Annotated in this window: 19 protein-coding genes; 9 read left to right on the forward strand and 10 right to left on the reverse strand. The window is 71.3% G+C overall.

Features of this window, described 5'->3' with window-relative positions:
- Positions 1-64 precede the first annotated feature (64 nt).
- Positions 65-2,740 carry a M1 family metallopeptidase gene (locus I3V78_RS34705; RefSeq protein WP_239576873.1) on the forward strand — a complete coding sequence of 892 codons (2,676 nt, stop codon included), beginning with the start codon at positions 65-67 and terminating at the stop codon, positions 2,738-2,740.
- Between the two features lie 591 nt (positions 2,741-3,331).
- Here I3V78_RS34705 and I3V78_RS34710 read toward each other — a convergent pair.
- Positions 3,332-4,072, reverse strand: a complete 741-nt coding sequence (locus tag I3V78_RS34710) for a pilus assembly protein N-terminal domain-containing protein (RefSeq protein ID WP_204494576.1) — start codon at positions 4,070-4,072, stop codon at positions 3,332-3,334.
- Between the two features lie 62 nt (positions 4,073-4,134).
- Between I3V78_RS34710 and I3V78_RS34715 the strand changes: the two genes are divergently transcribed.
- Entirely contained in the window at positions 4,135-5,499 is a 1,365-nt protein-coding gene (locus I3V78_RS34715; RefSeq protein ID WP_204494579.1) for a hemolysin family protein, read from the forward strand.
- Between the two features lie 10 nt (positions 5,500-5,509).
- Here the strand turns inward: I3V78_RS34715 and I3V78_RS34720 are convergent, their stop codons facing one another.
- The 3 genes from I3V78_RS34720 to glgA are packed head-to-tail and all read right to left on the reverse strand — an operon-like array spanning position 5,510 to position 8,366.
- Positions 5,510-5,986 carry an LEA/WHy family protein gene (locus I3V78_RS34720; RefSeq protein WP_204494581.1) on the reverse strand — a complete coding sequence of 159 codons (477 nt, stop codon included), beginning with the start codon at positions 5,984-5,986 and terminating at the stop codon, positions 5,510-5,512.
- The gene (locus I3V78_RS34725; RefSeq protein WP_204494583.1) at positions 5,986-6,903 is read right to left on the reverse strand and encodes a protein kinase domain-containing protein; all 918 of its coding nucleotides are present in this window, start codon (positions 6,901-6,903) and stop codon (positions 5,986-5,988) included. Before I3V78_RS34725 ends, I3V78_RS34720 begins: the two co-directional genes overlap by 1 nt.
- A gap of 35 nt (positions 6,904-6,938) precedes the next feature.
- Positions 6,939-8,366: a glycogen synthase GlgA gene (glgA, locus tag I3V78_RS34730; RefSeq protein ID WP_204494585.1), complete on the reverse strand. Its 1,428-nt coding sequence runs from the start codon at positions 8,364-8,366 to the stop codon at positions 6,939-6,941.
- A gap of 76 nt (positions 8,367-8,442) precedes the next feature.
- Here glgA and pdxH point away from each other — a divergent pair, with 76 nt between their 5' ends.
- Genes pdxH through I3V78_RS34745 form a run of 3 tightly spaced genes read left to right on the forward strand, consistent with a single transcriptional unit; the run spans position 8,443 to position 11,480 of the window.
- Entirely contained in the window at positions 8,443-9,039 is a 597-nt protein-coding gene (pdxH, locus tag I3V78_RS34735) for a pyridoxamine 5'-phosphate oxidase (protein ID WP_204494587.1), read from the forward strand.
- Positions 9,036-10,427, forward strand: a complete 1,392-nt coding sequence (gene hemG, locus I3V78_RS34740; protein WP_420840464.1) for a protoporphyrinogen oxidase — start codon at positions 9,036-9,038, stop codon at positions 10,425-10,427. Before pdxH ends, hemG begins: the two co-directional genes overlap by 4 nt.
- A gap of 3 nt (positions 10,428-10,430) precedes the next feature.
- The gene (locus I3V78_RS34745) at positions 10,431-11,480 is read left to right on the forward strand and encodes a sensor histidine kinase (protein ID WP_204494592.1); all 1,050 of its coding nucleotides are present in this window, start codon (positions 10,431-10,433) and stop codon (positions 11,478-11,480) included.
- 15 nt (positions 11,481-11,495) lie between these two features.
- Here I3V78_RS34745 and I3V78_RS34750 read toward each other — a convergent pair whose 3' ends face one another.
- Both I3V78_RS34750 and I3V78_RS34755 read right to left on the reverse strand, forming a co-directional pair.
- Positions 11,496-12,698 carry a glycosyltransferase family 39 protein gene (locus tag I3V78_RS34750; RefSeq protein ID WP_204494595.1) on the reverse strand — a complete coding sequence of 401 codons (1,203 nt, stop codon included), beginning with the start codon at positions 12,696-12,698 and terminating at the stop codon, positions 11,496-11,498.
- Positions 12,699-12,759: 61 nt separating this feature from the next.
- The gene (locus I3V78_RS34755; protein ID WP_204494597.1) at positions 12,760-14,079 is read right to left on the reverse strand and encodes a chymotrypsin family serine protease; all 1,320 of its coding nucleotides are present in this window, start codon (positions 14,077-14,079) and stop codon (positions 12,760-12,762) included.
- A 189-nt stretch (positions 14,080-14,268) separates the two neighbouring features.
- Here I3V78_RS34755 and I3V78_RS34760 point away from each other — a divergent pair, with 189 nt between their 5' ends.
- Both I3V78_RS34760 and I3V78_RS34765 read left to right on the forward strand, forming a co-directional pair.
- The gene (locus I3V78_RS34760) at positions 14,269-14,877 is read left to right on the forward strand and encodes a cysteine hydrolase family protein (RefSeq protein ID WP_204494599.1); all 609 of its coding nucleotides are present in this window, start codon (positions 14,269-14,271) and stop codon (positions 14,875-14,877) included.
- Positions 14,878-14,897: 20 nt separating this feature from the next.
- Complete coding sequence (locus tag I3V78_RS34765; protein WP_204494602.1) at positions 14,898-15,674, forward strand: MBL fold metallo-hydrolase; 777 nt, start codon at positions 14,898-14,900, stop codon at positions 15,672-15,674.
- A 9-nt stretch (positions 15,675-15,683) separates the two neighbouring features.
- On the opposite strand, the gene I3V78_RS34770 is transcribed toward I3V78_RS34765, so the two are convergent.
- From I3V78_RS34770 to I3V78_RS34780, 3 genes are read right to left on the reverse strand one after another with little or no spacing between them, the layout of a single operon-like run.
- A complete protein-coding gene (locus tag I3V78_RS34770; protein WP_204494605.1) occupies positions 15,684-17,441 on the reverse strand; it encodes a class II glutamine amidotransferase in 1,758 nt (585 codons plus the stop codon).
- A 13-nt stretch (positions 17,442-17,454) separates the two neighbouring features.
- Complete coding sequence (locus I3V78_RS34775; protein WP_204494607.1) at positions 17,455-18,456, reverse strand: alpha-E domain-containing protein; 1,002 nt, start codon at positions 18,454-18,456, stop codon at positions 17,455-17,457.
- Positions 18,453-19,934, reverse strand: a complete 1,482-nt coding sequence (locus tag I3V78_RS34780; protein WP_204494609.1) for a circularly permuted type 2 ATP-grasp protein — start codon at positions 19,932-19,934, stop codon at positions 18,453-18,455. The genes I3V78_RS34775 and I3V78_RS34780 overlap by 4 nt, the downstream gene beginning before the upstream one ends.
- A gap of 211 nt (positions 19,935-20,145) precedes the next feature.
- Between I3V78_RS34780 and I3V78_RS34785 the strand changes: the two genes are divergently transcribed.
- Both I3V78_RS34785 and queD read left to right on the forward strand, forming a co-directional pair.
- A complete protein-coding gene (locus tag I3V78_RS34785) occupies positions 20,146-21,144 on the forward strand; it encodes a hypothetical protein (RefSeq protein WP_239576877.1) in 999 nt (332 codons plus the stop codon).
- Positions 21,145-21,200: 56 nt separating this feature from the next.
- Positions 21,201-21,599, forward strand: coding sequence for a 6-carboxytetrahydropterin synthase QueD (gene queD / locus I3V78_RS34790; protein WP_204494613.1), 399 nt, complete (start codon positions 21,201-21,203; stop codon positions 21,597-21,599).
- 6 nt (positions 21,600-21,605) lie between these two features.
- On the opposite strand, the gene I3V78_RS34795 is transcribed toward queD, so the two are convergent.
- Positions 21,606-22,316, reverse strand: coding sequence for an SDR family oxidoreductase (locus tag I3V78_RS34795; RefSeq protein WP_204494615.1), 711 nt, complete (start codon positions 22,314-22,316; stop codon positions 21,606-21,608).
- Positions 22,317-22,399 lie beyond the last annotated feature (83 nt).

Raw genomic sequence — 22,399 nt, forward strand, 5'->3', positions numbered from 1 at the left:
AGCCCGAGCGGCTGACAGTCGGGAAGACAACATCGGTGGTCTCCAATGAATTAGACCCCGATGCATGCCCATGACCTTCCGGCGCGTCTCGAGTGTCCTGCTCGTCCTCCTGAGCGCCTGTGGTGCGCGTCAGGCGCGACCCGAGCCCGAAGCCTCGCTCGCGCCCGTGTCGCCCTCCCTGCGCCTGCCCACCCAGGTCCGGCCCACCGCCTACACCGCCGCGCTCACCCTGGACCCGGCCCAGCCCACCTTCCAGGGGGTGATCGACATCGACCTGGAGGTGCGCGAGGCCACCTCGACCCTCTGGCTCCAGGGCCGTGCGCTCACGGTGACGGAGGCGGTGCTGACCGTGGGGGACCAGCCCGTGCGCGTCACGCCCACAAAGGGCACCGGGGACTTCCTCGGCTTCGTGTCCGAACAGCCGCTCGCCCCCGGGCACGCGCACTTGCGCCTGATCTATCAAGGACAGCTCTCCGAGCGCGAGACCTCGGGGGCCTTCCGCGCCCAGGACGACGGTGTCTGGTATGCCTATACCCAGTTCCAGCCGCTGGGGGCCCGGCGGGTCTTCCCCTGCTTCGACGAGCCGGGCTTCAAGGTGCCCTGGCAGCTCACCTTCCATGTGCCCGCGGGCAGCGTGGCCGTCACCAACACCCCGCTCCTCGCCGAGGAGCAGCGCGCCGACGGCGGCACCACCTTCCGCTTCGCGCGCACCCCGCCCTTGCCCAGCTACCTCCTCGCCTTCGGCGTGGGCCCCTTCGACTTCGTCGAGGCACGGCCCTCGGGCCAGAAGGCCGTGCGCACCCGCGTCCTCCTGCCCCGGGGCCGCGCACCCGAGGGCGCCTATGCCGCCCGCATCACCCCGGAGATCCTCGGCCCGTTGGAGGATTACTTCGGCCAGCCCTACCCGTACGAGAAGCTGGACGTGCTCGCCGTGCCCAACCTGGGCAGTGCCATGGAGCACCCGGGGCTGGTGACGTTCGACGCGGCGTTCATGCTCGCCCGGCCCGAGGCCTACACGCTCTGGCGGCAGCGCGCCGTCTACAGCACCCAGGTGCACGAGCTCGCGCACCAGTGGTTCGGCGACCTGGTCACCCTGGCGTGGTGGGACGACCTGTGGCTCAACGAGGCCTTCGCCACCTGGGCCGAGCCGCGCATGCTCGAGAGCGCCCAACCCACGTGGGACGTGCCCCTGCGGCGGGTGCTCGACCGCTCGTCGGCGCTCGACCGGGACAGCCTGATGACGGCGCGCCGCATCCGCCAGCCCATCCAGAGCGAGAGCGACATCGTCAACGCCTTCGACGGCATCACCTACAACAAGGGCGCGGCGGTGCTGAGCATGACCGAGCGCTGGCTGGGCCGGGAGGTCTTCCAGCGGGGCGTGCGCCGCTACTTGTCCGCCCACGCCCAGGCAAACGCCACCGCGGAGGACTTCCTCGCGGCCCTGTCCGCCGAGGCGGGCCAGGACGTGTCGGGCGTGCTCGGCTCCTTCCTGGACCAGCCGGGCGCCCCGCTCGTCACCGCGCGGCTGGACTGCTCGGCGCGGGTGCCCACGGTGAGGTTGTCGCAGCGCCGCTTCCTGCCCCTGGGCTCCACGGGCGACACGGCGCTGTCGTGGAAGGTGCCGCTGTGCGTGCGCCACGGCGACGGCCAGACGGCGGGCCAGGCCTGCACGGTGCTCGCGGGCACCACGGGCGAGCTGCCCCTGACCGGGGCGAAGGGCTGTCCCACGTGGATGCTGCCCAACGCGGAGGGCGCGGGCTACTACCGCACCGCGATGGAGGCGCGCGCGCTCGGCGCACTGCTGACCACGGAGCGCCGCCACCTCACCCGGCCCGAGCGTGTGGCCCTCCTCGGAGATGTCCAGGCCCTGGCGAAGGCGGGCGTCATGCCCGCGGCGGAGGCGCTCGCCCTGCTGCCGGGCCTGGCGGGAGAAACGGATCGTTACGTGTTCGAGGCGGCCACGGACCTGCTGTCCCTGATGCGGCCCGAGCTGCTCACCGAGGCCGGCCGCGCCCACCGCGAGCGTTTCCTGCGCGAGACCTATGGGGCCCGGGCCCGGGCGCTGGGCTTTACCCCGCGCGCCGGGGAGGACGAGGACACCCGACTGCTGCGACCCGCGCTCTTGCGCCTCGCGGGGCGGGAAGGCGGAGAGCCCGCACTAGTGGCCGAGGCCCGCGCGCTCGCCGAGCGCTGGTTGAGCGACCGCCAGGCCCTCGTGCCGGATCTCGTGGACTCCACCCTGGCCTTGGCCTCGGCCCATGGCGACGCGGCCCTGCACACGAAGTTGATGACGGCGCTGCGCGCGGAGAAGGAGCGCGGCAGGCGCCAGCAGCTCATCTGGGCACTCGGCTTCTTCCGCGACCCGAACCTGGTGAAGAAGAACCTGGCGCTGTTGCTGGAGCCCGATGTGGACCCGCGTGAGCTGACCATCCTGCTCATGATGAGCGGCAACCAATCGCGGCACCCCGAGGTGGCCGAGGCCTTCACCCAGGCGCACTACGACGCACTGGCCGCGCGCCTGCCCGAGGAGGACGAGGCGCGCCTGGCGCGGGTGGCCTCCAGCCACTGCGATGCCGCCCACCGCCAGGGCACCGCGGCCTTCTTCACCGAGCGTATGGCCCGCGCCCAGGGAGGAGCCCGGATGCTCGCCCAGGTGTTGGAGTCCATCGACCTGTGCATCGCCTTCAAGGCCGCCCAGGGCGCGAGCATCGAGTCCTTCCTCGCCGCGCCCCCTCCCTGAGAAGTGTTCATGCCTTGGGTTCGCCGCGCGCGAGGCGGATCCTTCAAACAACCGCGCGCCGCCGTGAATCGTCCCGACGCGTGAACCACTTCACATCTCCGCGTCTGGACTTCACGTACACCAGACATGCCGGCCCGGTGTCTTGGTTCGCGCCGGGCAACGGCTGGCGTGGTGGTACCCACCTCACTCAATTCATGGCCAATCACCTGGCCATAGGGGAGTCATCAATGCGCGGTAAGGGATGTTCTTGGGGGTCGTGGCTCGTGGTGGGTGTGTCTTCTCTCCTCCTCACCGCGGGGTGTGGGGGAGCCGTCCAGGAGCAGGACGACACCGCCTCCGCGCAGGAGACGGTGTCGAAGTCCTTGGACACGTGCAGTTGTAGCGGTGGGCAATACCTGGGCGGTGCAAGCATCCCGACCGTAACGACTTGCGGCAAGGAGGTGTGTGGACTGTGGAATGAAACGTTCGTCTGCACAACCACTGGCTGGCAGTTCGCGAACCCTCGCAAGTACTGCGATAAGCAGCCGTAGCCCCCAGAAGCGAAGGGCAAGGTGCGGCCCACGGGTCCGCATCCCCATCACGCGCCAGGGCTCAGGGCGTGAGGGGCTTCGGCGTGCCCGCGTCCTCGGGCGGTGCGGGCCGCTGGACCTCCACCCGATCCTCCAAGGGCACGCGGCCCAGGGACTGGCGGAACAGCGCCCACAGCGCCTTGCGGTGACCCTCGGGCGTGGTGCTGCCCTCCAACCGCAGGCCCGCGCCGTGGTAGCTCGCGCGCAGCCCCTGCGCCTTGAGCGGCGCGGTCAGGGCCGCCAATTGCTCCTGCATCAGGGGCAGCGCGAAGGTCAGGTCCAGCTCGCGCGCCAGCCAGGCCTCCGTCTCCAGGAGCGGACGCAGGGCGTCGCGGCAGCGCGTGTCCTTCACCTCCACCGTCAAGGAGCGCTCGGCGCCCTCGGTCGCCTTCAAGCCCGGGCAGGCCTTGCGCGCCACCGCCAGGAGCTCTGGCTTGCGCGCGGGCTCGCTCGCGCCCGTCGGCGCCACCGTCAGCGCCCACACGGCGAACTTCCCCTCCGCGTAGAGCAGCAGCAGGGTGCGGCCCGGCTTGAGTCCGGTGAGCAACAGCTCGCTACTGCCCGTGAGCACCTCCGCCGTGACCACGGCCGGGTCCTCCACCTCCACCCAGTCCACCGCGCTCAGCTTGTGGAAGCGCTCCTTGTCCGGCTCCAGCCGCACCGCCACGTCCACCGGCCAGGCCCGGGCCTCCGAGGACACGAGCCACAGCCCCAGCGCGGCCAGGGGGGCGAAGACGGCGGATCGGCTCACTGTTGGACGCATAAGAAAGCCTCCTTCACGAATGAGTGCGCTGTCTCTTACCACGGGGTATGAAGGACGCCCCTATGCCTACCTGGGTCCTTTGGACCGCCTGCCTGGCCCTCGTCTTCTTCCGTGGGCTCATCGCCGCCGCCGAGTCCGCGCTCTACGGGACGTCCGATCTGAAGGCCCAGGAGCTGGCCAAGACCCATCCGGGCTCGGGCGACCGGGTGCTCCGGCACAAGACGGAGCGCGAGCCCACCGCCACCGCCCTGCGGGTGGGCATGGTCATCAGCGGCTTTCTCGCGGCGGCCATCGGCGCCTTCGTGCCGCCCAAGCTCCTGGACTTCACCCGCCTGGGCGAGGAGCCCACGCTGGACGTGGCCACGGTGCTCGCGGGCGCGCTGCTGGTGGGCGTGCTCGCCACGCTGGTGGAGGTGACGCTGCGCGGCCTGGCCAACGCCGGTCCCGAGCGCTGGGCGCTGCGCCTGTCCTGGCTCGTGTCGCTGCTCGTGCTCGTCTTCTATCCGCCCATGCGCCTGTGCATGGCGCCCATCAACCTGGTGGCCCGGGGTTTTGGCCGCACGCTGCGCTTCGAGCCGCCGCCGCCGCCGCTCGAGGAGCTGGAGAAGCTGCTCGCCGCCCAGGCCGCCCAGGAAGAGGTGGACCAGAGCGCGCCCCAGCTCATCCGCTCCATCTTCGAGCTGTCCGACAAGCGCTGCCGGGACGTGATGGTGCCGCGCACGGACGTGGTGTGCGCGGACGTGTCCACCACGCCCACGGAGGTCCTGCGCCTCCTGGCCGAGGAGAACCACTCGCGCATCCCCGTCTACCGCGACGACGTGGACCGCATCGTCGGCGTGCTGCACGCGCGCGACCTGATTCCCCTCTTGCAGCACCCCGAGCTCATCGTGCTGCAGGACACCATCCGTCCGGCGCACTTCGTGCCCTGGCTCAAGCCCATCGGCGACCTGCTGCGCGAGATGCAGCGGCAGAAGATCCACATGGCCATCGTCGTGGACGAGTACGGCGGCTTCATGGGGATCGTCACGCTGGAGGACATCCTGCGGGAGATCGTCGGCGACATCGGCGACGAGTTCGAGCGGGAGGAGAAGCAGGTGGAGAAGCTGGCCGACGGCGGCTTCCTGGTGGACGCGGCGCTGGAGGTGGACCGCTTCACCCAGGCCTTCGGCTTCCCGCTGCCCGAGGGCGACTTCGACACCCTGGGCGGCTTCTTGTCCTCCATGGCCGGCCACCTGCCGGACGTGGGCGAGCGCTTCACCTACAACGGCTGGGCCTTCACCGTGTTCGCCAAGGAAGGCGCGCGGGTGGATCGGGTGCGGCTGTACAAGCTCAAGCCGCCCTCGCCCAAGGATGCCTCGCCGAGCCAGAAGGACGCGGCGGTCGGCGCGCCCCCGGACGCCTCCGAGTCGTCCGAGAGCAAGCGCTGAATGCGCGGCCTCACTCCGGCTTGAGCTGGAGGGGCTGGAAGCGGGCGAGCCGCAGGTCGCGCTGGTCCCGGAAGGGCAGTCGACGCACCGTGTGCCCGGCGAAGGTGAGCGCCACCGCGCCGTCCACCGCCACCCGCCAGGAGCGCGTACGCTCCAGGGAGGAGCCCTGGGGCTCGCAGACGAGCGGAAAGGAGACGGTGAGCGATTGATGCGCCCGGGCCGCCAGGGCCAGCGCCTCACCCCGTGTGCCCACCGCGTAGCGCCGCCCGTCCAAGCGCAGGGTGTAGTCCACGCCGGAGAGGGTCGCGTCCCAGGCGGAAGGATTGTCCACGTCCAGCACCAGCGTGAGCGAACCCTCGCCCTTGGGCGTGAAGACGAGCGTCACGTCCCGCACCCGCACCGCGTCGTCCAGGGCATCCGAGCGCAGGGACACCCCGGCACAGCCCACGAGGCCCGGCACGAGCGACAGGAAGAGGCGCCGGTGCATCAGCCCCCCAGCAGCGGCTTGAGGGCCTCCACGGTGAGCGGCCAACCCGTGCGGCGCGAGAGGGACTCCAGCGCGCGGACGAACTCCGCGGCGGACTGGAAGCGCCGCGTCTTGTCCGCGAAGAGGGCCTTGCGCACCACCTGCACCGCGTAGTCGGGCAGTTCCAGGGGCAGCGAGGACAGCAGCGGCACGCGCGCATCGCGCACCCGGTGCATCAGCTCCGCCTCGCCCTCGGCCACGTGCAGCCGGCGACCCGCCAGCATCTCCCAGAGCATGACGCCCACGGAGAACAAGTCACTGCGCGCGTCCACGGGCTGGCCCAGCACCTGCTCGGGGCTCATGTACGGCAGCGTGCCGCGCAGCGCACCCGAGTCCCCGCGCATCATCCCCTCCACGTCCGCCACCCCGAAGTCGGTGAGCTTCACGTCGCCCGCCACGCTCAGCAGCACGTTGGCCGGGTTGACGTCGCGGTGGATGATGGTGGCCCCACCCTCGCCGGCCTTGGCGCGGTGGATGTAGTCCAGCGCCTTGAGCACACACCAGGCGATGTAGCACGCCGCTTCCGGCGGCATCGCCGCGCCCGCCTTGAACAGGAGCTCCTGCATGAAGCCCAGCGTGCGGCCGGACACCAGCTCCTGGACCATCAGGTAGTCCGGGCCCGCCTTGAACAGGCGGAAGGTGCGCACGATGTTCGGATGACGCAGGCGCACGGTGAGCTTCGCCTCGTCGACGAAGGCCTTCACGTACGCGCCCTCGTTGCGGTAGGCGGGCAAGAGGCGCTTGAGGACGATCTCGTCCGGCTCTCCCGGCGAGCGCTGCGTCGAGGACTTGGCCCTCGCTTGGTACACTTCCGCCATCCCGCCAACCGCGAGACGGCCGACGACCTCGTAACCACCCAGGTCTGGTTGAGACGCCACGGCCTCACCCTACCCCAGCTTTGTCGGAAGCCCCACTATTCCGACAGCAGGGAGGTGAAGAGCCGCTCGTAGCGTCGCGCGGACGCGTCCCAGGAGAAGTCCTGGGCCATGCCCCGCCGCTGGAAGGCCCTCAAGCGGCCCGCGTCGGCGTACAGCGCCCGGGCCCGGTCGATGGCCGCCCGCAGCGCGTCCGGCTGGAAGTCGTGGAAGACGACGCCATTGCCCTCGGCGCCTTCACTCACCGTGTCCGCCAGTCCGCCCGTTGCCCGGACGAGGGGAATCGTGCCGTAGCGCAGGGAGTACATCTGGTTGAGGCCGCACGGCTCGTAGCGGCTGGGCATGACGAAGAAGTCCGAGCCCGCCTCCACCAGGTGCGACAGGCCCGCGTCGAAGCCGATGAAGATGCCCACCTGGCCGGGGTAGCGCGCCTGGAGCGCCTGGAGCCCGTCCACGTAGCGGCCCTCGCCGCTGCCCACCGCCACGAAGCGGATGCCCTGCTCGAGCGCCCCGGGGAGCACCTCCAGGAGCAGGTCCACGCCCTTCTGCCACGCCAGCCGCGACACGATGCCGAACACCGGCGCGTCCGTGGGCGCCAGCCCGAAGCGCCGCAGCAGCTCGGCGCGGCACGCCGCCTTGCCCGAGAGGTCCTCCGGGCCATAGCGCGCGGGCAGGAAGCCATCCGTCTCGGGGTTCCACTCCTCCACGTCGATGCCGTTGAGGATGCCGCTGAGCGCGTCCTGGCGCCGGCGCAGGAGCCCATCCAGGTTGGCCCCCGCCTCGGGCGACTGGATCTCCCGCGCGTAGGTGGGCGATACCGTGGTGAGCGCATCGCTGAACTGGATGGCGCCCTTGAGGAAGTTCACCCCGTCGTAGAACTCCAACCCCTGATCCGCGTTGAAGAGATCCCACGGCAGCCCCAGCTCCGGCATGATCTGTTTGCCGAAGTGCCCCTGGTAGGCGAGGTTGTGGATGGTGAGCACGCTCTTGGCGCGCCCGAGCGCCGTGCCCAGGAAGCCCCGCTTGTGGGCCACCGGCAAGAGCCCCGTCTGCCAGTCGTTCACGTGGAGGATGTCCGGCGTGAAGTCCAGACGCTGGCAGGCCTGGAGCGCCCCCAGGGACAGGTAGGCGTAGCGGCGGTGGTTGTCGCCGAACTCCCCGGACCGATCCCCGTAGAGGCCTTCCCGGTCGTAGTAGCCCGCGTGCTCCAGGAAGAGCAGCTCGAGCGTGGGCGAGACGCGCAGCGACTGGAGGGCGCCCCGCTCGGTGCCGAAGGGAAAGCGCAGCTCCAGCGACTGGCCGGTGGGCACGATGCGCTCGTCGCGGATGGAGCCATAGAGCGGGGAGACGACCTTGACGTCGTGGCCGAGCGCCGCGAGCGCGGCGGGCAGCGCTCCCGCGACATCTCCAAGCCCTCCCGTCTTGGAGAAGGGCGTGACTTCTGAGGCCACGTAGAGAATCTTCATGGACCCAGACGATGACGTGTGGGACGCACGAGTCAACACCCACGCGCGTGGACTCATACGCGGAGAGTGACCCCCCATGGAGACGACCGTGGAACTGCCAGCGGACCCCTTCGAGCGCTTCGCCGTCCTTTATGACGAGGCGCGGCGCGTCATTCCCGTGGACCCCAACGCCATGGTCGTGGCGTCGGTGAACGCGGAGGGCCGACCCTCGGCGCGCGTGGTGCTGCTCAAGGACTTCGACGAGCGCGGCTTCGTCTTCTACACCAACCTGGAGAGCCGCAAGGGCCGCGAGCTGCTCGGCCAGCCCTGGGCGGCGCTGTGCGTGCACTGGAAGCCCATGGAGCAGCAGGTGCGCATCGAGGGCCGCGTGGAACGCGTCTCGGACGAGGAGGCGGACGCGTACTTCCAGAGCCGTCCCCGGGGCAGCCAGATTGGCGCGTGGGCGAGCCTGCAGAGCCAGCCCCTGCCCTCGCGCGCGGTGCTGGAGGAGCGCGTGGAGGCCGTCACCCACCAGTACGCGGAGCACGAGGTGCCCCGGCCGCCGCACTGGACGGGCCTGCGGGTCGTGCCGGATCGCATCGAGTTCTGGCAGGGCCGCCCGAGCCGGTTGCACGAGCGGCTCGTCTACGTGCGCGAGGGCGCGGGCTGGCGGACCGAAGCGCTCTATCCCTGAGCCGGAGCGAAAGGAACACGGGCATGCGTGTCGTCGTCATCGGAGGTGGAATCAGCGGGCTGGTGCTCGCCCAGGGCCTGCTCGCGCGGGGCGTCGGCGTGACGCTGCTGGAGGCGGGCGCGCGCCCGGGCGGCAACATCCAGACGCGCCACCACGCGGGCTTCACCACCGAGGCCGGTCCCAACAGCTTCCTGGACAAGGAGCCCACCCTGCGCGCGCTCGCGGCCCGGCTGGGCATCGAGGAGCGCATCCGCACGGCGGATCCCGCGGCGAAGCGGCGCTACCTCTACACCGGAGGCCGACTGCGCGCCCTGCCCGCCTCGCCGCCCGCCCTGCTGCGCTCGGACGTGCTGCCCTGGAGCGCGAAGCTGCGGATGCTCCGCGAGCCCTTCACCGCCCCGGCGCCGGGCGGCGACGAGTCCCTGGCGGACTTCGGGCGGCGCCACGTGGGCGAGGCCGCGACGCGGGTGCTGGTGGACGCGATGCAGACGGGCATCTACGCGGGCGACCTGGAGGCGCTGAGCGTGGCGGCGTGCTTTCCCCAGGTGGCCGCCCTGGAGAAGCAGCACCGCAGCCTGCTCGTGGGCATGGTGCGCGCCCAGAAGGCCCGGCGCGCGGCGCCCCCTCCCGCCACGGGCCTTCCGGCCACCACGGGCGCCGTGGCCTCGTTCGACGGGGGCCTGGGGGTGCTGGTGGACGCGCTCGCCGGGGCGCTCGGTCCCGCCCTGCGCACCGGGACGCGGGCGGTGGCGCTGCGGCGCGAGGGCCCGGCCTGGCGGGTGACGGCGGAGCACGCCGGACAGCGCGAGGAATGGGAGGCGGACCAGGTGGTGCTGGCGGTGCCCGCGCACGGGGCGGCCTCGCTCGTGCGGCCCCTGGACGCGGCGCTCGCCGAGCGGCTGGAGGGCATCGTCTACGCCCCCATCGCGGTGGTGCACCTGGGCTTCGCCCCGGGCGCGGTGCCGCCCCCGGACGGCTTCGGCTTCCTGGTGCCCGCGGCCGAGAAGCGCCGCGTGCTCGGCGTCATCCACGTCTCGTCCACCTTCCCCTGGCGCACCGAGGGCGGCCGGGTCCTCTACACCTGCCTCATCGGCGGCGCGACCCGGCCGGACCTCGTGGCGCTGGACGAGGCCGCGCTGGTGACGCTCGCCCGGGAGGAGCTGCGGCTCATGGCGGGCGTGACGGCCGAGCCCGTGCTCACCGAGGCCATCCGCTGGCCCCGGGGCATTCCCCAGTACAACCGGGGCCATCTGGAGCGGCTGGCGGCCATCGACGCGGCGCTCACCCACCTGCCCGGCCTGACGCTCACGGGCAACGCCTACCGGGGCGTGGGCCTCACCGACTGCGTGCGCGACGCCACCGCGCGGGTGGACGCGCTGCTGCGCTGAGCCATGAACGAAGGCTCCCTCGTGCGCGCCACGCTCAAGGCGCTCTTCCTGCCCCGGCGGCTCCTGCCCATCGTGCTCGTGTGCGCGCCGATGGTGGCCGCCCAGGTGCGCTTCAGCGACGGCGAGCCCATGGCCGGGCCCCTGGGCCTGCTGCTGTGCGTGCTGTGCATCACCGTGGCCCCCGTGTCCTACCGCGTCCTCTTCCCCGAGGGCCTGGACCTGAGCCACGGCGGCATCCGCCTGGTGCTCTACGCCACCGTGGGCGCGGGCGTGGTGCTGACCGGCGGCGCCGCGCTGCCCCGGGTGCTCGATCTCGGGCCCACCTTCCTCACGGACCGCTACAGCCTGGCCGTCTGCGCGGGGCTCTTCCTCGTGGGCGGCTGGGGCCTGGGCCGGGACATCGGCTTCGAGGAGACGCTCGCCCGCGAGCGTGCCCGGGCCGCCCGGCTCGAGGTGGAGGCGGAGCAGGCGCAGCTGCTCGCCCTGCGCAGCCACCTGGATCCCCACTTCCTCTTCAACACCCTCAACGCCATCGCCGAGTGGTGCCAGACGGACGGCGCCGTGGCCGAGGCCGCCGTGCTGCGGCTGTCCTCCATGCTGCGCGGCGTGCTCGCCGGGGTGCGCGCCGCCACCTGGCCCCTGGAGCGCGAGCTGGAGCTGGTGCGCACCCTCTTCGAGCTGCACCTGCTGCGCGACCCGGACCTCTTCCAGCTGCACGTCGAGGTGGAGCCGGGCCTGGAGGCCTTTCCCGTGCCGCCGCTCGTGCTGCTGCCGCTCGCGGAGAACGCGGTGAAGCATGGGCCCGCCGCGGGACACCGGGGGCCCCTGCGGCTGTCCGTGCGCGCCCACGAGGACACGCTCGTCTTCAGCCTGGAGAATCCCGGGGCGTCCCAGGGCCCGCGCGCGGGCAGCAGCGGCCTGCCCACCGTGGAGCGCCGGCTCGCGCTCACCTACCCGGGCCAGGCCCGGCTGGTGCTGAGCAGTGACGCCGGGCGCACCCGCGTCACCGTCACCCTGCCCCGCGCGCGGCCCGCCGCGGGCCTCGTCACGTGAGCGGGGGCGCCGGGCTCACAGCCGGCGCCACGCATGGACGAGCTCGGGCAGCACGGCCAGCACGAGCACGTTGAGCCCGATGGACCAGGCCACCAGGCCCTTCCACCACCGCGCCTCCACGTGCCGGGTGCCCAGCGCCACGAGCACCCAGAGCACCGGCAGGAAGTCCAGGCTGAAGCGCTGCGCGTTCAGCTGCACCCAGCCGTTGTTGTAGTAGTGCAGCATGTGCAGGAGCGACAGGCCCACCATGCCCCACGCCGCCTGGCGCAGGAACCGCTCCGGCCGCGCCGCCAGCGCCACGAAGACGAAGGGGCTGGCCAGGGTGAGCGAGGTCCCCATGCCGTCAATGCCCAGCGGCGCCAGCTTCCGGGCCCCGCCGAACTCGAAGTGCGGCCCCTCCAGGAACATGTGGAAGAAGTTGAAGGGCACGTACGCGGGATGGAACAGCCCGTAGCGCGCCACGCGCTCGGCGAGGAACTCACTCAGGGGCATGCCCGCGTAGCCCGTGTCGAGCGGGTGGCCGAAGCGCACGGCGTTGAGCATCAGGTAGAGGCCCCCGCAGACGCCCACGAGCGCGAGCGCGAGCACCGCCTCGCGCGCCTGCCGCCGCCGGCCCGCCCCCGCGTGGCGCCACCACACCATCAGCGCGATGAAGGGCACCAGGTACACACAGAGCTGGCGGCACAGGAAGGCCAGCCCCGCCCACAGCCCCGCCCGCCAGCCTCGCGCCGGGCCCAGCGCCTCCTCCAAGGCCAGCAACGAGCACGTCACCGCCACCACGTGCGCGAAGAACCACACGGCCTCGCTCTGGACCACGCAGAACCAGAAGGCCGTGCCCGCCAGGAGCGCCGCCACCAGCCAGGGACGATCCGCCTCGGGGATGTCCAACCGCCGCAGCACGCGCCACGCGGCCCACGCCGTCAGGCCCGAGATGACCACGGCCAGGGCGCGGTAGGGCACGCGCTCGTGCCCCACGAGCGCCACCACCGGCAGCAGCACCACCGAGGGGAACGGCGGGAAGGCCACGTAGTAGCGCTCCCCGTACTGGCTCACGTCCTCCACCGGCCCGGGCACGTCCCAGCGCCCCTCCAGCCAGGACTGGGCCTGGAGGCCATAGAGGTTGGGCCCGGCGTAGTGCTTCAACTTCAGACTCAACCCGAGCGCGACCAGGGCCAGGGCGAGGAGCAACAGCGTGCGCGAGGAGGACGGAAGGGTCATGGGGCGGGCGGCGCGCTACTTACCACAGCCCTCGCCGCCCTCCGTGTCCCCATCCGCGCGGCTAGTAGTAGTACAGCGTGCCCAGATCCGCGGCGATGTCCGAGGAGTGGCTGAACACGAAGTAATCGTGCGTCGCCGGATCCCCGCCCCACAGCATGCCGCCGATGGGGTTGTGGGTGCCGTTCCAGGTGAAGACCGGCGAGCCGCTGTCGCCCGCGTCCACGCCGGCGTAGACGGTGTACTGGCACACGAAGTAGCGGCCCGAGCTGGCATCGCGCACCGTCGTGCAGGAATTGTCGAGCTGGCCATAGGTCCAGCCCGTGGTCTGTCCCACCTTCTCGAAGTACTGGCCCACCATCGGTGCGCTGGCGAAGGTGCGGGGGTAGATGAGCGAGGAGGTGTTCACCGTCGTGGTGCAGTGGGTCTGCGGCAGCGAGCAGTACCCCACCGGCTGGGCGACCGCCCCCAGCTCGAAGTTGGAGGAGTTCGCGTCCCCCGCGAAGGCCGAGTCACTGCGCCGGCAGAGCTGCCCGGACGGACAGCCCGGCACGCTCGAGGACGTCTGGAAGATGGGATCCAGGTACTCCGTGGCGAAGGCGAAGGGGCCCCCCTGGTAGAAGAGCGTGCCCTCCACGCCGCCGGAGGTGTTGGTGCAGTGCGAGTTCGTGATGAAGCCGAACCGGCCGACCGAGGCGCTGTACGCGGTGTAGCCCGCGGTGCAGGTGGTGTAGCTGAAGTTGCCATTGCGGATGGAGTAGCCGCCGGGCATGGGCCGCGTCTGGGTGCTCAGGGTCGCCATGGCCTCGAGCCGCCGCTGCCGGGTGACGTCCAGGGACTCGGCCGGCAGACCCAGCCGCGCCCAGTACTCCCGCACGTGCGCCTCGGCCTTCTCGGACAGCACGCCCACCGACACCCGGTTGGCGCGCTCGTTGGCGTCCAGGCTCTGCACGTCCTCGAGGTTCAGCACGTCCGTGGCGTAGTCGCGAATGCGCGCCAGCTCCGAGAAGCGGAAGCGCGCCGACTCCACCTGCGCGGGCGCCAGGCGCTGCTGCCGCTGGCCCGTGACGGAGTGGGAGCGCAGCTGGGCGACGGCCTCTCCGATGGACTGGGCCGTGAGCCGCTCGCCCCGGGGGGCATCCTCCGTCAACAGCACGTGCGCCGCGCCATCCTCGCCCAGGTAGAGCCCGCCCAGGTGCGGCATCAGCGTCTCCAACTGGAGCAGCGCCTCGTCCGTGTTGGGCGCGGTGGACAGCACGTGCAGCGCGCTGGCCACGGAGCGCTCGAGCGCCGCGCGATCCGGCACGGCGTCCGCGTTCGCGGCGGCGAGGGCGGGACTGGACATCAGAACGGCACACGACAGCCAGGACTGAGCGATTTTCATGGGGTTGCGGACAGCCTCTCGGGAGAAAAACCCGCCCCCTCTACCGCATGGACTTCACGCGGAGATATGAACTGGTTCACACCCGCGCGGGGGGCTGGGCGGCTCGTTTGACCTCCAGGGGACACTCCCGCGCGGCGGGATGGAGCAGGGCGCACGTGCTCGTTACGTTCGGCCCTTTGGCCCACGCCCATGCCCGACCAGCGCTCCGACATCGCCCTGTTGATCATCGACGTCCTCAATGATCTGGAGTTCCCCGGAGGTGAACGCGTGTTGCCCTGGGCCCTGCGCATGACCGAGCGGCTGGGGCCGTTCGCCGAGCAGATGCGCAAGGCCAACGTGCCGGTCATCTACGTCAACGACAACTTCGACCAGTGGCACAGCGACTTCGCCGAGCTCTACCGGTATTGCACGCGCAAGGACGCCCGGGGACGCGCCGTGGCGCGCGCCCTCAAGCCCGCGCCCGACGACTACTTCATCCTCAAGCCCAAGCACTCGGCCTTCTTCGCCACGTCGCTCGTGCCGTTGCTGGAGCACCTCGGAACGAAGCGGCTGCTCATGGCGGGCCTGGCGACGAACCTGTGCGTGTTCTTCAGCGCCCATGACGCGCACATGCACGAGTACAAGATCACCGTGCTCAGCGACTGCTGCGCCGCGGAGAGCGACACCGACCACGACATGGCCCTGCAGCAACTCCAGCGCTTCCTGCACGTGCGCGTGCAGCGCAGCGACGAGGTGAAGGTGGGCGCGTCGTCCCGGCGCAAGCGGACCGCCCGCAAGACGCCCGAATCCCAGAAGTGAAGCCCTGTCCCTGGACTCCCATGCACCTGCGCCGCGCCCTCGCCACCACCACGACCCTGCTGCTGTTGTCCTCCTGCACCGCCGAGCCGGTGACCCCGCCCGGGACGAACATCCCCGACGTGGACATGTCGGGAGACCGCGTCCCGACGGCCCAGGGCGACATCGTCATCCACCCCATCAACCACGCCACGCTCGCGCTCGGGTGGATGGGCAAGACGCACTACGTCGATCCGGTGGGAGACGCCGCGCGCTTCGAGGGCCTGCCCGCCGCGGACGTCATCCTCTTGACCGACCTCCACGCGGACCACCTGAGCGTGGAGCGGTTGAGCGCGCTGGTGACGCCGGACACGGTCATCGTCGCGCCCCAGGCCGTGTACACGCAGCTGCCGGCCGCGCTCCAGGCCGTCACGCGGGTGCTCGCCAACGGGGAGACCACGAGCGTGGCGGGCCTGCGCGTCGAGGCGGTGCCCATGTACAACCTCACGCCCGAGCGCCTGGGCTACCACGAGAAGGGCCGGGGCAACGGCTACGTGCTCTCGGACACGCAGCGGCGCGTCTACATCGCCGGCGACACCGAGGACACGCCCGAGATGCGCGCGCTGCGCGACATCGACGTGGCCTTCGTGCCGATGAACCTGCCCTACACCATGACGGTGCAGCAGGCGGCGGACGCGGTGCGCGCGTTCACGCCCGGCATCGTCTACCCGTACCACTCGCGCGGCAGCGACCTGAACGAGTTCAAGCGCCTGGTGGGCCCGGACGGGGCCATCGAGGTGCGCCTGCGCGCGTGGTACTGAGCGCGCCCGTCAGCCCTCCACCGGCTCGCAGCGCACGGACACCTCCAGGCGCTCGCGGCCACCGCCCAGGTAGATGGTGCCCGCGGTGGGCGTGGTGTCCGTGTACTGACGGCCCACCGCCACCCGCACGTGGTCCGTCTGGGTGAGGATGCCGTTGGTGGGATCGAAGCCCTTCCAGCCCACCTCGGGCAGATACACCTGGACCCAGGCGTGCGAGGCCTCGGCCTGCGCCTGGTTGGCGTGCTTGGGGCCCGTGTAGATGTAGCCGCAGGTGTAGCGCGCGGGCACGCCCAAGAGGCGCGCCAGGCAGATGAAGACGTTGGCGAAGTCCTGACACACGCCCTGGCGCTCCGAATACACGTCGAAGGGCGTGGTGCTCAGCGTGGTGGAGCCCTGGACGTAGCGGTACTCCTTGTAGATGCTGAAGTTCATGTCCAGCAGCGTGTCGAGCAGGTCGAAGTCGTTGCGGCGCGCGAAGCTCATCGCGTACTCGACCAGCTCGTCCAACTGGGTGTCCGGCAGCTCCGGCGGCAGCAGGTAGGGCTGGAGCATGTTGCGCTGCCAGGGCATCCACACGAGCGGCAGCGTGGAGCGCTCGCGCAGCGGGCGGTAGCCGAGCGGATCCGTGTCCCGCAGCTCCACGCGCGAGCGGCCCTCGATGACGAGCTCCGTGTAGGGCGACTCCACGAGCACCTTGCGCACGCGGTTGCCGAAGACGTCCTCGTAGTCGGCCCGCGTGACGCCCGAGGACATGCTCACCTCGTGGGACAGCAGGGACTGGAGCCGGTCGTGGAACGGGGTGAGCCGCAGCTTGTGCGCGCTGCGCTCCACGGGCTGGTCGTAGCGGTAGACGGTGCGGTGGACCACGTCCATGACGCGCACCGGGGCCACCGGCGGACGGCGCAGGCGCTTGCGGGCCTCGAACTCGGTGACGGCGGAGGACGGGGGCGCGCCCGCCTCCTGGCTCCAGGAGGGCAGCACCTCGGCGCGCAAGGCGCCCTGGCGGATGAGCAGCAGCGCGCCCGGGGAGATCTGCTTCCAGTGGGCGGGCACCTCGGTGCGCGAGGTCAGGGGATCCGTGCTGACGATGAAGCCCTTGCGGCTCTTGGCGCCGCGCTTGGTGAGGTCCAGCTCCAGGTCCTCGTCGCCGAGGATGAGCCGCTCATAGGGCGGCGCGAGCTGCCACAGCCAGCACCTGGTGGCGCCGGTGCGGTCCGCGTAGACGCACAGGTCCTGCCCGTCCGAGATGACGAGCGTGATGGGCCCCAGGCCATTCATCTCCTCGAGCCAGCCGCGCAGCTGCGCCGGATCCGCGTCCCCGAGGCTGTGCCAGCCCTGCTCGCGCATCCAGTCGAGCAGCCGGCAGAACAGGGCCTCCGAGTCGGTGGAGCCCACGGGCTCGAAGGTGGCGCCCGGCGGAATGGGCAGACGCTGCTCGAGGCTGCCGCTGTGCGCGAGCAGCCAGTCGCGACCCCACGCGCTGCGACAGAAGGGCTGGGTGTTGGCCTCGGTGATGGGCCCCCAGGTGGCGGTCCGCAGGTGCAGCAGGAAGATGGAGGACTCCAGCGGATCCCACGTCCTCACCAGCTCGCTGCGGGTGCTGCCCGGGTGGGGGCCGGCCTCCTTGAGCAGCGCGGCGGCGAACTCGCCCCCCGGGTAGTAGCCCACGCCCCAGCCATCGGGCGGCTTGCGGCCCGGGGACAGGCAGCGCAGGTCGAGGCTGGGGGCGAGCTCTCCTTCGAAGGACAGCGCGAGCAGGTTGAGCATGTGGCCCGCGAATCTACCCAGCCATCACCTGCGTTCCCAGTGCGACGGGGGCCTCGGGGGGCTTGCGGCCGAAATACTCCTCGGAGATGAGGGCGCACAGGTCCGCCGTCCCCTCCACCATCCGGGTGAGCAGGGCATGCACCGTGGCATCCGGGCTCGCGAGCGCCTGCGGGCGCAGCTCGGCGAGCAGGGGCAGGGACAGGGCCAGCGTCCGCCTGCCTGGCAGCTGGGGCTCGGCGTCCGGCGGGCACAGGCGCACCAGGTAGCGGTACGCCGAGTCGAGGCAGTAGTGGACCGAGCGGGGAAAGCGCGACTCGAACAGGAGGAAGGACGCCACGGCGTCCCCCGTCACCCGGCCCGAGTGGGTCTTCATGAAGGGCTCGAAGCCGGAGCAGGCACGCAGGAGGGACAGCCACAGCGCCGTCTCCACCACCGGGTGGCCCGGACGCATGCCGGAGAAGACGTGGTGGTGCACGTCCAAGAGGCGCGCCGTCTGGCCCACGCGCTCGAGCATCACCCCGAGCCAGATGAAGTCCAGGGGCGTGTCGTGGAGCATGGTGCTGCGAAACAGGCCCAGGCACAGCTGCACCATGCGGCGGATGTGCTGGAAGAAGCCGTAGCGCGAGTGCTCGAACTCCTCGCGGCCCGCGTCGCCCAGGAGCCACAGGTACAGCTCGTTGGTGACTTCCCAGCACTCCTTGCTCACCACCTCGCGGATGGTGCGCGCGGCCTCGCGGGCCGCCGAGAGGGTGTTGAACAGGCTGGAGGTGTTCGACTCCTCCCACGTCATGAAGCGCTGCACGTCCTCGGCGTCCGCCTCGCGCTCCGCGCCATACCGCGCGGTGAAGGCGGGGTGCTCGCCGAAGACGACCACCACGGGCGTCCACAACTGCTCGGCGCCCAGCTCCGCGTCCAGCGCGAGCTGCCCCGTCATCTGCAACACCCGGGCGGTGCTCTCCGCGCGCTCCAGGTAGCGGCCCAACCAGAAACAGTTCTCCGCGATGCGCGCGATCATACGGCCTCCTTCTGCACCCAGGTGTCCTTGGAGCCGCCGCCCTGGCTGGAGTTGACGACGTAGGAGCCCGCGCGCAGGGCCACGCGGCTCAGGCCTCCGGGCAGGACCCAGGGCCCCTGGGGCCCGGTGAGGATGTACGGCCGCAGGTCCACGCGACGCGGCACCACCTTGCGCGTGGCCGCGTCCCACGTGGGACAGGTGGACAGCTCCACGCGCGGCTGGGCGATGTAGCGCCGCGGGTGGGCGAGGATGCGCTGGCGGAAGTCCTCGCGCTCCTCGGCGGTGGACTGGGGACCCATCAACATGCCGTAGCCCCCCGCCTCGTCCACCGTCTTCACCACCAGCTCGTTCAGGTGCTCGAGCACGTAGCGCCTGTCCTCCTCGCGGGCGCACACGTAGGTGGGCACCTGCTCGAGGATGGGCTGCTCGCCCAGGTAGAAGCGGATGAAGTCCGGCACGAAGGCGTACGTGGCCTTGTCGTCCGCCACGCCGTTGCCCGGCGCGTTGGCCAGGGTGACGTTGCCCGCGGCCCACGCGCGCAAGAGCCCCCGCACGCCCAGCATGCTGTCCGGACGGAAGGCCTCCGGGTCCAGGAAGGCATCGTCGATGCGCCGGTAGATGACGTGCACGCGGCGCGGCCCGCGCGTGGTGCGCAGGAAGACGCGGTCGTCGTCCACGAACAGGTCCTCGCCATGCACGAGCGGCACGCCCATGGTGCGCGCGAGGAAGCTGTGCTCGAAGTAGGCGGAGTTGTACGGCCCGGGCGTGAGGATGACGACGGTGGAGTGCTCCGGATCCTCGGGCGACACGGCGCGCAGCGTCTCGGCGAGCCGCGCCGGGTAGTGGTCCACGCGGCGCACGCGCGCCATCTCCAGCACGTCGGGCACCACGCGCTTGGAGAGGATGCGGCCCTCCATCACGTAGGACACCCCCGAGGGCGTGCGCAGGTTGTCCTCCAGCACCTGGTAGGTGCCGCGCCCGTCGCGGATGAGGTCGATGCCCGCGATGTGGATGCGCACCCGGCCCGCGGGCCGCACGCCCCTCAGCCGCGGCAGATAGAGCGGCGTGTTGAGGATGAGCTCGCGCAACTCCGGCCGCTCGGCGAACAGCCGCTGCGGGCCGTACACGTCATCCAGGAAGAGGCCCAGCGCGCGGATGCGCTGCTCCAGGCCCCGCTCCATGTGCGCCCAGTCCGACGCCGACACGAGCCGCGGTATGAGGCAGAAGGGGAAGATGCGCTCGGTGCCCCGCTGGTCCGAGTACACGGAGAACGTCACGCCCTGGTTGAGCAGGGCCCGCTCCGCCAGGGCCTGCATGCGCGCGAAGTCCTCCGGCGGGCGCGCGCCCAACACGGCCAACAGCTTCTGGAAGTCCTGTCGGGCGACGCCATCGGGGCCCATCAGCTCGTCGATGCTGCCCGGCATGAGGCCGTAACCGGCGAACAGACCCGGGTCGTGCGGAAGCGGTGGTTGTCTCATTCTGTGGTGTGGGCTCTCCGCTGCCCGGGATGGCGGGCCCGGGAACGCACGACGCCGCGCGTCAACCCGAGTCTAGCGGTGCCCCTCGTCCACGTATAGACGGTGTTTCGCGATCCGCGAGAAAAGGAGGTTCGTTGGGCAACACATGGACGGCTTGAGCGAACGAGTCGCGAAGGAGGTCAGGACGATGCGAGGTGATGTGAGGAACGCCATGAAATGGATCGCGCCGGTGGTGCTGCTGGGCGCGTGTGGAGGGCCGCTCGAGCCGGTGTCGGAGTCGGAGGCACCGGAGGCCGCCATGCCGGGAACACCCGCGCCGGTGACGCCCACGGAGGAGGCCCAGGCACAGATCGCCCCGCCTCCGGCGACGGACAGCGCGTGGGTCGCGCGCGGCGGCACCGTGGCCATGGGCGGCGCCGTGCAGGCGAGTTGTGGCTCGCGGCCCGGCTATGACGGCTACACGCTCCAGGCCACCGCGGGCACCCAGGTGCGGCTGGAGGTGACACACGCGGGCAGCTCCATGTACCTGGACACGGGCCTGTTCCTCTACGGACCGAAGGACGCGAACGGCGGCTACGCCGGCCCGGTGCTCTTCCAGGATGACGACTCGGGCTATGGCGAGCTGAGCCGCATCGACGTGGCGACCCTGCCGACCTCGGGTGAGTACCTGGTGGTGGTGGGCTGGGGCAACGCCGCGGGCAAGAAGTACCGCCTCCAGGTGGACTGCGTCGGCGGCACGTGCGTGACCCAGCCCCCGCCCGCCCCGTCCGGCCACACGCTCACCCTGCTGGAGCAGCCCCTCGCGCCCGGACTCCAGACGGCGCTGGACGCGGCCAACACCTGGCGCGAGGACCAGTACGCCTACCTGCGCCGGTTCGACTTCGCCTGGCCGTACACGGGCGCGGCGGCACTGGAGCAGGCCGCGAGCGCCGTGCTGGCGATGCCGCTCTACGCGGGCTACCGCGCGGACCCCGCGCCGGAGACCTTCGCCTATGCCCAGCTCCCCTCGCGCATGTACTCGCAGTACCAGTCCCTGCACCCGGCGCTGCTGAGCACCTACGGCCGTCCGCCCGAGACCGTCCAGGTCCGCTCCTCCTTCCGGCGCTTCTCCACCGGACCCAACGGGGACCACTGGCGCACGCTCAACGTCATCCTCCTGCCGAGCGCCTACAAGGTGCTCGTGTACGAGCAGACGGGCCACGAAATCTGAGCCGCGAGCCCCCCGGCTCGACGCCCGCGCCGGAATGACGGTACAAGCCCGCCCCCATGGAGCCCACCACCGTCAAGAAGCCCGCCCTCGTCACGGAGATCGCGCGGGAGTTCACCTTCGAGGCCGCGCACTTCCTGCCCCACGTGCCCCCGGGGCACAAGTGCGCGCGGGTGCACGGACACAGCTACCGCGTGGAGGTCACCCTGCGCGGTCCCGTGCACCCCGTGCAAGGCTGGGTGGTGGACTTCGCGGAGCTCACCGCCCTCTGGCAGCCGCTCCACGCCCAGCTCGATCACCGCCTGCTCAACGAGGTGCCCGGCCTGGAGAACCCCACGAGCGAGCTGCTCGCGGCCTGGGTGTTCGAGCGCGTGAACATCCCCGGCACCCAGGTGGCCAAGGTCCGCGTCTCCGAGACGTGCACCTCGTCGTGCACCGTCTACGCCGCGGGCACCTGAGGCCGCTCAGGTCTCGATCTGCCCCAGGTTGGCGTGCAGCACCGCGCCGTTGAGCACCGGCGAGCGGGCGCAGTACACGAGCACGTCGGCGATCTCCTCGGGAGCGATGAGCCGGCCCTGGGTGTGCCGCGCCGCCGTGGCCGCGAGCGCCGCCTCGCTGCTGCCCACGCTCTCGCGCAGCATCTCCGTGTCCGTGAAGCCGGGGCAGACGCACACGGTGTGGATCCGCGTGCCCGTCAGGTCCTGGCAGGTGGCGCGCATGAGCCCCACGAGCGCGTGCTTGGACGTCACGTAGGTGGCGGCGCCCCGCACGGCCTTCTCCGACAGCGTGGAGCCCACGTAGAGGATGGAGGAGCCATCGGTGAGGTAGGGGCGCGCCAGGGCGTTGAGCACCGCGGGGGCCACGACGTTGACCTCCAGCACGCGCCGCAGGTGCGCGCCCGTGAGGGACAGCGCGTCGTCATGCCCATACAAGGCCGCGTTGTGCACGAGGCACACCCGGCCGCCCGGTGCCTGTCCGAGCGACTCGCCCAGGGCGCGCTCCACGGTGGCCTCCCAGCCCGGGACGGACAGGTCCACGGACAGGTTGAGCACGCCGGGCTCGGGGCACGCCTGGCGCGAGACATTCATCACGCGCCAGCCCTCCGCGACGAAGCGCGCCGCCGCCGCGCGTCCAATGCCCCGGCTCGCGCCGGTGATGATCGCCCAATCCGCCATGGTTGCCTCCACTGTCGGTGTTTCCCGATGGGGCGCGAGCCCTAACACGAAGGAGGGACCGTCGACCACCCACCCGCCATCCG

It is taken from the genome of Archangium primigenium, assembly GCF_016904885.1.
Classification (GTDB): domain Bacteria; phylum Myxococcota; class Myxococcia; order Myxococcales; family Myxococcaceae; genus Cystobacter; species Cystobacter primigenius.